The sequence below is a fragment of the Planomonospora sp. ID82291 genome, assembly GCF_015711645.1.
Lineage (GTDB): Bacteria > Actinomycetota > Actinomycetes > Streptosporangiales > Streptosporangiaceae > Planomonospora.
In genome coordinates this window covers 373,821-386,557 of sequence record NZ_JABTEX010000003.1, presented here as the reverse complement: position 1 = coordinate 386,557, position 12,737 = coordinate 373,821, and the positions used below count along the sequence as shown (strand labels likewise).

General features: G+C 74.2%; 11 protein-coding genes. 7 read left to right on the top strand and 4 right to left on the bottom strand.

The window, feature by feature from the left end; translation table 11 throughout:
• Window positions 1-34: 34 nt before the first annotated feature.
• The 6 genes from HS045_RS21020 to HS045_RS20995 all read left to right on the top strand — a co-directional run bounded on the left by HS045_RS21020 (window position 35) and on the right by HS045_RS20995 (window position 10,093).
• Window positions 35-898 (top strand): SseB family protein, encoded by an 864-nt coding sequence (locus HS045_RS21020; protein ID WP_196453167.1) that lies wholly within the window; start codon window positions 35-37, stop codon window positions 896-898.
• Window positions 895-1,314 (top strand): hypothetical protein, encoded by a 420-nt coding sequence (locus HS045_RS21015; protein ID WP_196453166.1) that lies wholly within the window; start codon window positions 895-897, stop codon window positions 1,312-1,314. The genes HS045_RS21020 and HS045_RS21015 overlap by 4 nt, the downstream gene beginning before the upstream one ends.
• A gap of 76 nt (window positions 1,315-1,390) precedes the next feature.
• The gene (locus tag HS045_RS21010; protein WP_196453165.1) at window positions 1,391-1,819 is read left to right on the top strand and encodes a YbaB/EbfC family nucleoid-associated protein; all 429 of its coding nucleotides are present in this window, start codon (window positions 1,391-1,393) and stop codon (window positions 1,817-1,819) included.
• A complete protein-coding gene (locus tag HS045_RS21005) occupies window positions 1,806-2,156 on the top strand; it encodes a hypothetical protein (RefSeq protein ID WP_196453164.1) in 351 nt (116 codons plus the stop codon). The genes HS045_RS21010 and HS045_RS21005 overlap by 14 nt, the downstream gene beginning before the upstream one ends.
• A gap of 9 nt (window positions 2,157-2,165) precedes the next feature.
• Window positions 2,166-9,818 (top strand): nucleotidyl transferase AbiEii/AbiGii toxin family protein, encoded by a 7,653-nt coding sequence (locus HS045_RS21000; RefSeq protein ID WP_196453163.1) that lies wholly within the window; start codon window positions 2,166-2,168, stop codon window positions 9,816-9,818.
• Window positions 9,815-10,093: a hypothetical protein gene (locus tag HS045_RS20995; RefSeq protein ID WP_196453162.1), complete on the top strand. Its 279-nt coding sequence runs from the start codon at window positions 9,815-9,817 to the stop codon at window positions 10,091-10,093. The genes HS045_RS21000 and HS045_RS20995 overlap by 4 nt, the downstream gene beginning before the upstream one ends.
• Here HS045_RS20995 and HS045_RS20990 read toward each other — a convergent pair.
• The 3 genes from HS045_RS20990 to HS045_RS20980 form a co-directional block, all read right to left on the bottom strand.
• Complete coding sequence (locus HS045_RS20990) at window positions 10,074-10,886, bottom strand: hypothetical protein (protein WP_196453161.1); 813 nt, start codon at window positions 10,884-10,886, stop codon at window positions 10,074-10,076. The genes HS045_RS20995 and HS045_RS20990 overlap by 20 nt on opposite strands.
• Before the next feature lie 140 nt (window positions 10,887-11,026).
• The gene (locus HS045_RS20985; RefSeq protein ID WP_196453160.1) at window positions 11,027-11,239 is read right to left on the bottom strand and encodes a DUF5302 domain-containing protein; all 213 of its coding nucleotides are present in this window, start codon (window positions 11,237-11,239) and stop codon (window positions 11,027-11,029) included.
• Window positions 11,240-11,374: 135 nt separating this feature from the next.
• Window positions 11,375-11,557: a hypothetical protein gene (locus HS045_RS20980; protein ID WP_196453159.1), complete on the bottom strand. Its 183-nt coding sequence runs from the start codon at window positions 11,555-11,557 to the stop codon at window positions 11,375-11,377.
• Between the two features lie 568 nt (window positions 11,558-12,125).
• On the opposite strand from HS045_RS20980, the gene HS045_RS20975 reads away from it, so the two are divergent.
• Window positions 12,126-12,362 (top strand): HGxxPAAW family protein, encoded by a 237-nt coding sequence (locus HS045_RS20975; RefSeq protein ID WP_196453158.1) that lies wholly within the window; start codon window positions 12,126-12,128, stop codon window positions 12,360-12,362.
• Between the two features lie 21 nt (window positions 12,363-12,383).
• On the opposite strand, the gene HS045_RS20970 is transcribed toward HS045_RS20975, so the two are convergent.
• On the bottom strand, window positions 12,384-12,728 hold the full coding sequence (locus tag HS045_RS20970) for an anti-sigma factor antagonist (RefSeq protein ID WP_196453157.1): 345 nt from the start codon (window positions 12,726-12,728) through the stop codon (window positions 12,384-12,386).
• Between the last annotated feature and the right edge of the window lie 9 nt (window positions 12,729-12,737).

Genomic DNA, 12,737 nt, shown 5'->3' with positions numbered 1-12,737 from the left:
GCGCGGCCGCACCGGCGCCGGTACGGTGATCCGCATGTGGCGGCTCAGTCCTTTCGAACAGCGGCTCTCGGCGGCGCGGAGGCGGGGGGACCTCGCCCTGTGCCTGAGCCTGCTGCGGGCGGCGGACTTCGCGATGCCGATCAGCGAGGCCGCGGCGACCGGCGACGAACCCGTGGCCTGGCCCACCCGGCCCGACCCCGAGCGGACCTGGCTGATCGCGTACACCTCGGAGGAGGCGCTGCGGACCGGCACCGGCGGCGCCGTGGCCCATCACCGGATCGTGCTGATGGTGGAACTCGCCGCGGGGTGGCCGGATCCGAGGTGGGGGCTGGCGGTCAACCCGGGGCTGGAGCCCTCGTTCCTCCTCGAGTCCGGTACGGTGGCCCGGCTCGCGGTGCCCACGCTCGCGCAGGACCACGCGGCCGAGCCGGGCGTCCCGATCGTGCAGAAGCTGCTGCGGCCGGCCCAGATCCAGGAGCTGCTCGACGGCGGCTCATGGGTGTCCGGATACTGCCACCACGCCCTCGACGTGGCCCACATCGCGACGCCCTCCGTCCTCGCCGAGGCGTTGCTGCAGGAGGACGCGATCACCGACAGGGGGGCGGTGAACATCCTGCGCTGGCCGGCGATCGGGTTCGACCTCTACCGGACGCCCTACGGCGGGGTGGACGAGGAGGGGATGCGCGCGGTGGCGGGCTGGGTGGTCGAGGAACCGCCCTTCGTGGGGATGGGACTGGTGCCGAACGTCGACCAGACGATCAGGGAGTACAAGGTGGCGGGGGTTCCGCTGCCGCACGGGGCGGAGATCGTCGAGCTGGGGGCCGACGGGGTGACCCGCCTGCGGGCGGTGTACGACGGGGACCGCGGGTGGCGGCTCGTTCCGGGGGCGGCGGAATGACGCCCCCCTTCTACCGTGTCCGCTGGGGCGGGCTCTGCCACCGGGCCGTCCCCGAGCTCCGGCCCGACGGGGTGTGGATGCGCCTGTGCGACCCGCCCCCGGACGGGGCGGACGAGGCGGACGGGGCGGGCGGGGAGCCGGCGTCCGGGCGGCGGGCCGGACCGGTGCCCGCCGCGGAGTGCGAGCGGGTCGACCTCGTCACGACGGTGTGCGAATGGAACGGCGCGCCCTTCCTCGTGCTCGCCGCGAGGGGGACCGAGCTGCTGCTGGAGTACCTCGGCGGCCTGGCGCCCGTGGCGGCGGCTCTCGGGCTGGAGCGGATCGAACGGGGCGTGCACCGTCGCTGGGTCGACCGCGACGAGGTGACGGGGCTCCGAGAGGAGGCCGTCGACCTCGACCTCGGGTGTCTTTTGTGAATTTTGGGATAATGGATGGCCAATGTGAGATAAGTTATCGACCGTTATTCGCGGTGAGGAAGGGACGACGTCTGTCATGGGGGACGGCGTGCAGCCGGTCGGGGAGCCGGACGTGGCGGGCATGCAGGCCTACGCCGACGAACTGCGCCGGACCTTCGCGCGGTTGCAGGACGACGGTCTGGACCGCCTCCGGGACGCGAAGACCGTACAGGTCACGGAGAAGTCCCAGGACGGCCTGGTCGCGGCGACGGTCGGTCCGCGCGGCGAGCTGATCCGTCTCGACATCGACCCGAGGATCTACCGCCGCCCCGACGCCCGGGCGCTGGCGGATGTCATCACCGGCACCGTCCACCGCGCGGCGGAGAGCGCGCAGCGGCGAGTCGTGGAGATCTTCGAACCGCTGATCCCGGCCGAGCAGATGCGGGCCTACCTCGACGGCGACGCGGAGGCCGCGATGGCGCGCCTGGCCGACCAGATGGCGGGGAGGGAGATTGGGCACCTCTGAACACGGGGTCCTCCACCTGGGGAGGACCATCGAGAACGGGATCTCCCAGTGGGAGGCCATGGCCTCCGACCTCGATCGGGCGTGGCGGGAGGTGTCGGCGGAGCTGAAGGGGCTCAACGAGGCCGCTCCGTGGGGGAGCGGACCCGAGGGCAGGGCGTTCGCGAGCCAGTACCTCAGGGAGGACGGCCCGGTGCGGCTGGTCGAGTCGGGGAGCGCGCTGGTCGGGCAGATCGTGGCCGCAGGGCCGCTGCTGCGCAGGACCATCGCCCATTCCCGCGCGACCGACGCCGCGATCGCCGAGGCTCTCGCCCGGGGTGCGAAGACCGTGGAAGCGTGACGGGTCGGCATGTCCGGTCGGGGTGACGTCAACTCCCAGTCCCCGGGCGGCCTGCCGTCGGAGGACGGCTTCGGCGGGGTGTCCGCCACCGACGTGCGGCCGGTCTGGGAGACGGAGAACCTGCCCGACTGGGCGGTCTACTGGCTGATCCCGATGCTCATGTCGGGACAGGCCTGGCCCGAGGCCAGCGAGAGCGGGCTGTGGAAGCTGAGAGACACCCACCAGCGGGCCGTGGAGGTGTACGCGGGCGCTTTCGAGCCGACCGGCGCGGCGGTGCGGACGATCTCGGCGGAGTGGGCCTCTCCCGCCGCGCCGGCCGCGTTCTCCCGGGTGGGGAGGATGTACGACGATCGGACCGGTGCGCTGTCCAAGATGGCCGCCCACCACCAGTACGCCCGTCAGTCGGACGCCTTCGCGCTGGAGACGCAGTACTCCAAGATCTCTATCAACGTGGCCTTCTGGGTCGCCGTCATCGCGATCTCCGCCGCGCTGCTCGCGGCGTTCTTCTCCGCAGGGGCGAGCGCGCCGCTGGTCGGCCCCACCGCGGCGGCCCTGCGCGCGGCGATCGGCAAGATCCTCGCGCGTCTGGGCATCGCGGCGGCGCGCCCGGCCGGGGTCGTCGTGGCGGGCAGGCTCACCACCCTCGCGGGCGGGTCGCTGGGCGGCCGGCTGGTGTCCGGCTCGCTGATGCGCGAGCTGGTCGAGGAGATCGGTGAGGAGACCTTCATCGACGCCTACACCCAGTACCAGCAGCTGCAGATGGGGACGCGGACGAGCTGGGACTGGGACAAGACCAAGGCCGCGGCCGTGGGGGCCGGCGCGGGCGCCGTCGTCGGCACCAAGCTGGGCGGCCCGGTCTCCGGGCTCGTCAACGGCATACCGGGGATCGGCCGGCTGAACCGGGCGGCGGGCGACCTGCCGGGATGGGGCAACGCGTTCCTGCGGTTCCCCGGACGCGCGCTCAACACCGGCGTGAACAACGTGGCGGCCTCGCCCGCGGGCAGCTTCGTCGCCAACGGCCTCGTGTACGGGCGGTGGGAGCCGCCGACGGCCGAATCGCTCGTCGGCGGCTTCATGGGCGGGATCGGCCGCACGAACACGATCAGCCCGTTCGATCCCAGCGTCGCCGGGGCGCTGCTGAACCCCGGGGCCGCGCTGAACTCCGCGCTCGACGCCGCGGCGGCCACCGACCTGGCCCGCGCCGAGCCGGGCGCGGCCCCCGCCGGCCCGGGTCCCGGAGCGGGCCCGCAGGCGCATCCCGACGGGCCGGACGGTTCCGGCGCGGCGCGCTCCCCGGGCGGACAGGTCCCCCTCGGGGGCGCCCAGGGCCCGGGGACGCCCGGGAACGGCCAGGGGTCCGGGGGCGCTCGGGGCGAGGCCGCCGCAGGGGGGCCGCAGAGCGGTCCCGGCCGGCCGGGCGCGGGGCCGCGGGTGAGCGGGATCCAGCCGCCGGTCCCGCCGACCGCCGACCCGCCCCCCGCACCGCGGTCCGGATCCGCCGCGGCCGACCCGGTGCGGGCGGGGCAGGAGTCCTCTTCGGACGGAACGCCGGACAGAGCACCGGACGGAACGCCGGACAGAGCACCGGACGGAACGCCGGACAGAGCACCGGACGGAACGCCCGACGGAACGCCGGACAGAGCACCGGACGGAACGCCGGACAGAGCACCGGACGGAACGCCCGACGGAACGCCGGACAGAGCACCGGACGGAACGCCCGACGGAACGCCCGGCAGGGCGCCTGACGCCGGGCAGAGCCGGCCGGGGGAGGCCGCGTCCGGTCCGGAGGCCGTACCGGACCGGGACGGGGAGGCCGCGCCCGGCCGAGGCCTGGCGCCCGACCGGGAGGCCGCATCCGATCCGGAGACCGTGCCCGGGCAGAGCCGGACGGGCCAGGACGCCGTGCCCGGGCAGAGCCGGACGGGCCAGGACGCCGTGCCCGGGCAGAGCCGGGCGGGCCAGGACGCCGCGGCACCGGCGCCCGGCGGAGCGCGGGAGACCGTGCTCGCCGCGCCGGTCTCCTCCGACGCGCCGTCGGCGGCCGTCCCGGAGCAGGCCCGTCGGGCGGACGACCACCCGTCCGCGCCTCGCGGGCGGGTGGCCGCCGCCGACGCCGCCGTGCACCTCGCGGGCCCCGGCGGCTCCGGGACCGCTCCCCGGAGCATCGACGGCCTCATCAACAGGAGGCCCGCCGCTCCCCCGGCGGGGACGGGCCACGCCGCTCCCTCCGCGGGGACGGGCCACGCCACGCGGACGCCGAAACTCACCATGGAATCGCCGCCCCGGCCCGGCCAGGCTCTGGCCGGCGCCTACGACCCGCGCGACGTGCCGCAGGCCCGCCACTGGGAGGGACTGCGGGGATCGGTCGACCCCGAGCCGATCACCGTCTCCCGTCCGCCCGCCTCGGCGGCGGTCCGGACGGAGGCGCGCCGGCTGCTCGTCCCGTGGAAGGGGCGGTCGCATCCCGTCACCGAGATCACCCTCCGGGTGGGCTACCTGGCGGATCCCCGGCTGAGCCCGGAGGAGATCGCCGCCGCGCGCGCCCGCCTGCTCGACGGCGTGGACCTCTACTGCAACCACCAGCATGCGCTCCCCGACGGGTCGCAGCTGCACGTGCGGGTGGAGTTCGAGGCGGTACCGGAGTCCACCCCGCCCGGCGAGGCCGTGCTCCTGCATCCCGGCACCGGCACGCGCGCCGTCGACTTCGCGGACCGGCGGAGCTGGTACGGAGACGGCGACGTGATCCCCACTCCGCTGGACCAGCTGGCGTCCTACCGCTCCCGCGCCCCCATCCACTACCTGAGCTGGTACGCGGAGATGGAACCGGTCGTCTTCGCCCATGAGGCGATGCACCTTCTGGGCCTGAGAGACGAGTACGTCGACGCGCAGGACCACGACCGCCGCGACCTGGGCGCCGCCCGGGTCCGCGCCGACGGCAGCCTGATGGGCCAGACGGTGCTCCTGTGGTCGCGCGGCCACGTCGTGCTCGACCGGGACGGCCGTACGGTGCCCGAGACGGTCGGCCTGCACGACCGCCACCTCGAACACGTCCACGCGCTCCTGCCCGGAGGCGACCGGAACCCCGCGGCGCCGCCCGCCCACGGGCCGCAGACCGAGGCGCGGACCGAGGCGCGGCCCGAGCCGCAGCCCGAGACGCGGACCGGGCCGCAGCCCGAGACGCGGCCCGAGACGCGGACCGAGGCGCGCGCGGAGGAGTGGTCGCGTCCGGACTACGAGCTCGGGCCCCGCCTGCCGGGCAACACGGAGCGGCTGCTCACCGACTTCCCGCCCGACGGCCGCCCGCTCCTGGACCACCTCAGGCGCCTGGAGCGCATGGACGCGCTGTTCGGCGGCGACCGGCCGCCGACGCCGCGGGACCTGGCGTACACGGACGCGCTCGTCCTGACGGCCCAGGAGGTCTACGGCACCGGGCCGGAGCACTCCTTCACCGTCACCGAGCTCGCCCGGTTGAAGCACCTGTCCGAGCTGCTGGCGGGCGACGCCCTTCCCCGGACGGACCTGATGCGCGAGCAGGTCAACGCGCTGCTGGGCCGGGACGCCGGCGCGCCGGTGGAGGACCACACGATCCGCACGCTGGCGGGCGTCGCGGCCGGGGCGGCACCCGGTCCAGGGGAGACCGGCGCGGACGCGCTGCGCAGGGCGCTGCGGGAGCGCACGGACTCGCTGAGCGGCGTCCTGGAGCTCCGCCGCGCCGGGATCGGGGTTCCGCAGGACCTCACCGCCGGGTTCCGGTCGAGTCTCAGCCCGGCGGGGGACCGGAACCCGGACCGCGAGCCCCGGCTGTTCCTGAGGTTCTGGCGCGACCTGATGGGGCAGGTGCAGGCCGAGGCCCACCGCCGCGGAACGGCGCCGCTCGACGAACTGCAGCAGTTCGCCCTCCAGCGCGCACTCGGCAGGATCTTCTCCGCGAACCCGGACGACTGGATGCTCAAGGGCGGCCAGGCGATGCTCTCCAGGAACCCGGGCGGGCGGGCGAGCACCGACATCGACCTCGTCAGGATGTCGGGGGACACGGATCCGGACGCGATGGCCGACGAGTACGAGGCCGCGCTCACCCGCGACCACGGGGACTGGCTGCGGTTCGAGCGGGAGTCCAGGGCGTACATCCTGCACGGGAAGGCCGTCAGGATGGCGCACACGGTCTACTGCGGCGACATGGAGATCATGCAGCTCAGCGTCGACCTCGCCCCGCCCCGCACCCGGCCCGTGTGGAAGGAGCCGGACATCATCTCCTTCCCGCAGCAGATCCTCTCGACCGGCCACCCGGACGAGAGCCCCCGCCTGCGGGTCATCTCCTACCACGACACCCTGGCGCACAAGGTCTCGGGCATCTACACGCACGGCATCAGAACGCTGGAGACGCGGTGCGACGACTGCACCGCCCGCGGCGGCGGCCTGTTCAGCTGCAAGTCGGGCGACCTGCCGTACCGGTGCCAGGACCTGGTCGACATCCTGATGATCATTTCCAACTCGTCGTGGGACGGGCCCGCCACGCACGCCATGCTGCACGCCGAGTTCGCCTGGCGGCTGGAGCAGGGCGAGCGGCTGGAGGTGCCGGAGGCCTTCGAGATCCCCAACCCCGACTGGGTCCGGAAGTTCGACCAGTACGCCAGGACGACGCCCGGCCTGCCGTACGCCACGCTCGCCGAGGCCGTTCCGGTGGCGCAGGCCTTCCTCGATCCCCTCCTCGGACCGGAGACGCCCCCGCCGAGCCGGTGGGACCCGGCCCTGCGCCGGTGGGCGGAGGGCGAGGACACCGCGGTCCCCGCCGGTCACCCGGACCACAGGGACCACAGGGACCACAGGGACCACAGGGAGACGGCCGAACCGGCCGTGACACCGCGCGGCCCGCGACTGGAGATCCCCGCCGACGCGCCGGCGTCGGCGGTCCACGCCGCCCCGGACATGATCGAGCGGTGGGACGCCCTGGCGGCGGGAGGACTCGACGCGGAGCTGCGGCGGCTCGGCGAGCGCACCGACCTCCCGCCCGCGCAGAAGATCGAGCTCATCCGGGGGCGGCTGATGTACGACGGCGCCTACACCGAGCTGACCCGCATCCCCGGTCCGGACAACGAGAACCTCAAGCATCTGCGGTTCTACGCCCACCAGCGCGGCGAGCTCTACAGCCACGCGGCGGCGCTGATGGCCGACCCGGACACGACGGTCGAGATCGCCTTCGAGCCGGACCGCGCCTTCAAGACCTACCAGTGGGAGGCGCACCAGGCCCATGTGGCCCACCTGGCCGCCGTGCCGGACGGGCTCACCGCGGACCAGGCCAACGCCGCGGCCATGCGCCGGCGGGTCATGGGGCAGAGCCCCGTCGGCACCGATCCCGCCGCCCTGGTCGACGACCTCCTGGAACTGCACGCCCAGCCGTTCCGGGACGCCCTGCGCCTGCGGCAGCGGCTGATCGGCGACTACGGCGTCGAGCCCCACCGGATCCGGCTGGTGCTGGCGAACGCCGGTCAGAAGAGCCACTACGGCGAGTCCCGGTGGATGCGGGCCCAGCTCTTCACCCTGCAGGCGATCCGGACCGATCCGGACGGGACCCGGCAGCGCATGGTGGACAGGATGCTCGGACCGGACGAGGCGACCGCCGCGGACCGCGCGGCGCGCGCGCAGGCCGTGGTCGACCGGCTCCGTGAAGCCAACGGGGGGGCGGAGCGGTACGCCCTGCTCTGGGTCCGGGACACCCGGGGCCAGCCGATGGGCGGAAGACACGGACCGCACCTGGACACCCGGCCCGAGGTCCTGCGCCAGACGATCGAGGTGCTGCGCGAACGGCAGCCCGGGCGGCGCGTCGTCCTCCTCGGCGACGACGTCTTCGCGGGCCGCCCCGGCCTGGAGGAGGCGTGGCGCGCCGAGGGCGTGCTGGACGGGGTGGACACGCGGACGCTGGTGGAGTTCTGGGACGCCGCCCGCAACGGCGGGCGGGCGCTGAACTACGCCGAGCAGGCCCTGTTCTTCCACCGCCTGACGACCCTGAGCGACGTGGTCCAGATCGGCATGGAGAGCGGCGCACTGGAGATCCCGGCGATGCTCGGCGTGCCCACGGTCTACTTCGAGGCCAGGGAGCACGACGGGAACAAGGGCAACCGCTGGCTGCTCTACTGGCAGGACTGGGCCTTCGGCCGGTCGGAGCAGGTCCTCGACGATCAGGGGAACCCGCGGTTCGACCGGATGGGGCGTCCCGTCAGGAGGTTCCACGTCACGGAGACGAGCAGCGCCCCGCTTCCCGCGATGCGGCGGATGTCGTTCGGCCCCGACCTGCCCGACCCGGCCAACCGGAGGGGGCAGCCGGTCGCCGTCTACCAGCCGGCGCGGGTAGCGGTCGCCGCCGACCGGATCGACAGGCTCGTGAGCACCGGCGAGCTGGACCGGTGGTCGCTGCGGCTGGGCCGCAGCAGCCCGATCGACGGAGAGCGCTGGGTCCCCTGGACCGAGGAGGACTGGAAGCGCAGCGCGTACTACGCCGAGCAGCTCCGCCGGTGGCTGCGCACGGACGCCGCGACGCCGGAGGAGGCCGGCCGCAAGTGGCACGGCGTCCGGCTCGCCCTGCTCGGCGTGCTGGAGCCGCGCTTCACCGTCGACCACGAGTACGAGGGCGTCTCCATCGCGCATCCGTACACCGTCCTGCACGTCGAGCGTTCCCGGCTCGACGCCGACGCCGTCCGGATCTCCCGGGCCTACGACGCCGATCCGGCCGAGCGCGGCACCGCCGTCGCGGAGGCGCTCAGGCCGCTGCTCGACTCGTCCGATCTCGCCCGGCGGGCCCTCGACGACCTGCGGCTGTTCCGGCTGGAGCCGGCGGAGTGCGCCGCGCTGGGGGAGGAGATCGACCGGGTGACCGGGCCCGTCGTCCCGCCGTACGCGGCGCGCCTGGACTCCCCCCTCGGGGCCGGAGAGCCGACACCGCGGGAGGTGCTCGAACGGTTCGACCCCTCCGCGGTGGGGCTGCCGCACGTGACGGCGGAGCAGGCCGCGGAGTACATCGCGCGGCACGCCGCGGCCCGGCCGTGGCTCGCCGCCGCCGCGGGCCTGGACCCCGCCGTCCAGCGGGTCCTGGTCGCGGTCGACCAGGGGCAGGGGCACCCGCTCGTCCGCCACGAGGGGTTCGCCGCCGCCGAGGGCCGGCTCTGGGCCCGCCTCGTGCACCTGGAGGACCCGGCACAGCTCGACGACGACAAGCGGGCCCGCGGGATCGACGCGTTCAAGGTGGGCGACCGCCCGCACCGCTGCGTCGACCTGACCACGGCGATCCACGACCCCGCGGCCTTCGCGGTCCTCTTCGCGCGGACCGTCGAGCATCCGCGGGTGCAACGGGCCCTCGCCGTCCCCCTCGACCCCGACCGGCGCCCGGACCGGGTCTCCCTGCCGCTCGGCGAGGTGCTCGGCCCCGACGGGCACCTCTACTGCTCCGGATACCGGCTCACGCCGGTCGACGGCAGTCTGGAGACCGCGATGGCGAACCGGGACAGGTGGGTCAGGGAGCGCAACACCCCCGGGCAGGCGCCGTCCGTGCCGGAGCCGAAGGCCGTGCCCGTGGAGAGCTTCGCCGGAGGCACCGTGGAGATCTTCTTCCAGCCGAACCGCCGGGGCGACGGGTACGAGATCACCACGCTGTTCGTGGACCCGCCGTGACGGATTCGGTGCTGCTGCGCGTGTGCGCCACGTACTGCCACCCCGAGGCGGACGAGGGGGCCTACGACGGCCTGAAGCGGCTGGCGAGGCGGCCGGACGACGCGGAGATGGCGCAGTTCAAGGCGGAGCTGCGCCGCGCCCTCGCGGCCCCCGCCGAGGCGCCGCCGCTGTACCGGGCGGTGAGGTACGGCGACGGCGACGTGGAGAGCTTCCTGCGGCGGCTCTGGCGGGATCTGTATCCCGACGAGCCGGTGCCTAGCCGATCCGGGCGATGATCTCGGCGGCGATGTCCCGGCTCAGGGTCTCGTCCGGGTCGTGCGCGGCGCCGGCCTCCGAGATGATCCGGGCCACCGCGGGCCGGACGGCGGCCACCCTCTCCGGGCGGGTCAGCAGGGCGTGGCCTCGCCGGTTCCGCGGGGAGAGGGCGGCCGGGTCGAGGTCCGGGAGGAAGTACGCCACGAACTCGCCGCCTCCGTCCGGGAAACCGTGCCGCCCCGCCAGGGGGACCAGGTCCGCGTGGATCGCGCGCAGGTCGACGAGGTCCCTCAGCACCGCGTCCATGAGGATCCGGCGGAGGTCGCCGTGGTCGGTCCAGTCCGTCGCGAGATCGACGACGGTGCGGTGGGGGGTCGTCACCGCGACCCCCTCGACCACGGTCACGTCGTCCGGCGCGAGGCGCCCGAGGTGGATCTTCGTCGCCCGGGGGGCGTCGAGCGCCTCCGGAGAGGTGAAGGTCATCAAAGGGCTCGGCACGGAACCCAGTCCGTGCAGGCGGCAGGCCGACTCATGTGAGAGCACGGCGTCCTCGACGGCCGAGCGGGGCCGCTCCCAGCGGTAGAGCTCGGGCAGGAGCGCCAGCCAGGCGGCCTGGGGGTAGGCGTAGCGCGGCCCCGCCGACGACCACGCGAACCGGTACACCGCCCAGTCCAGCTCGACGAGCAGCGCGCTGTCGACGAAACGGGTGAGAGCCGACCGGTCGACGCCGAGCCGGCCGACCTGCGCCGCGGTGATCAGCCCGCCCTGGCGCGCGCCGACGGCCGACAGCTCGGCGAACCGCTCTTCCCACATCGCTGCTCCTCACCCACGTCCCCGCGCGGCAGATCGCCGGTGGCCGACCTGGCCCGCGCGACCCGAACCGGAGCGCACATGATCCCAGGCGGAGGCGCACGCGGGCAACGGAGCCGGCGGCCGGTCGCCGCGCCCGGGGATCAGCCGCTCTTGCGCCGGAAGGAGCGCCTGCCGGAGGCGGGGCCGTGGGCTCCGTGGATCTTCGAGTCGCTCCTGCCCCGGCCGCCTTCGCCCGCTCCCGCCTGGGAGAGCTTCTTGCGTTCGAGGGCCTCGCGGAACCGGCGCTTCATCTCGTCCTCGGAGCTCTCGGGCTGCGAGTCGGGGTTCTCGGGTTCTGGGGTGATGTCGGGCATGCGGACCTCCTGGTCACCGGCGGGCAGTCCAACTCCGGCCCGGCCTGATCATCATCATCTCATGTCCGAAACGGGCCTCTCGACGGGCGGGCGGGATCGTCCGGGCGCCGCCCGCCCGCCTTCGGCCGGACCGGCTCAGTGCAGGCCGATGGCCATCAGGAAGAGCAGTCCCGCGATGTGGCCGATGACGACGAACACGATGATGAAGACGAACAGGAACTTCGCCGGCCCGTGCTCGAAGTGCTTGCCCTCCGCGAGCGGCTTGCGCTTGGCCTCCCGCTCGGCGATCCGCTCCTCGATGGGCTTGCTGTGGAACATGAGGCTCCTCTGACGGGCCGGATGCCGGGGAGATGACGGCCTGTATTGCAAATGTTATTCAATGTCATTATATGGGTGTTTCGATGGACATGTCGGCTGATCCCGGCTGTCCGGCGATCCGCCGTCCGTACCGCTGAAGTCGTCCGTGCCGCTGAAGGGTTCCGCCCGTGCCGCGGGGGGACGCGCCCGTGCCGCCGGACGGCGGCGCGAGGCCGGGGAAGGCGGGGGAAGGCGGGTACGGGGCCGGGCCGCTGGGGATGTCCGTGCTTCGACGGCCGGGGATCGGTGGGTTGCTCCATCTTCATCCGGGTATGTTCCTTCCGCTGTTCGCGCGCCCGGTCGCGTCGGGGGACGGCGCGGCGGCCGCGGCCGGGACGTCCCGGCCGCACAGGCCGACCCGGGAGGGCGGGACCTGCGGCGCGGGGCGGAGGGGATACCGCCTACGATCGTGAGGCGTCCGGACAGGAGCCTGCCGAACCGCAGGACCTTCAACAGACGCCGGAGCGCGTGGTCGCCGCAGCGGACGACGTGCGACGGTGCCCCATATCGAGAGGAACGGGAAGACGTCATGGCTGGAAGTCACGGAGGAAGCCCCAAGTCTTGGCTCGCGGTGATCGTCATCCTGGCGGGATTCACGGTCGGCGGCGTGGCCCTGTGCTTCGGCCCCAACTGGCCGCTGGTCTGGGCGGGGGCCGGCATCATCGCGGTCGGCGGCGTGATCGCCCTCCTCGTGGACATCTTCTCCGACGTGATCGTGGACGCGCCGCGCGTGCTCGCGTCGGAGAAGGTCGACCGCAAGGGCTGAGCCGTGTGCCCGCGGGCGCCGCTACGCCCCGCTGAGGGCCTCCTCGACGGTGGGGGAGAGCTCGAAGGCGGGGCGTAGTCCGGTGATGGCCAGGATCCGCTCCAGGACGCCGTGCACGCCGGCGAGCACCAGGCGGGTGCCCAGGTCGCGGCTGCGGTGCAGGGCCCAGATCAGCTCGGCGATCCCCGCCGAGTCGCAGAAGGTCAGGCCGGTGACGTCGACGACCACGGTGGCGGGGGCGCAGGACTCCCAGACCCCGGTCAGCTCGGCGCGGAAGACGGGGGCGTGGGCGTAGTCGAGTTCGCCGCCCGCCCGGACGACGAGCGCGGTGTCCAACCGGTGCGACGAGACGGTGAAGACGGTCATGGTCTCAGC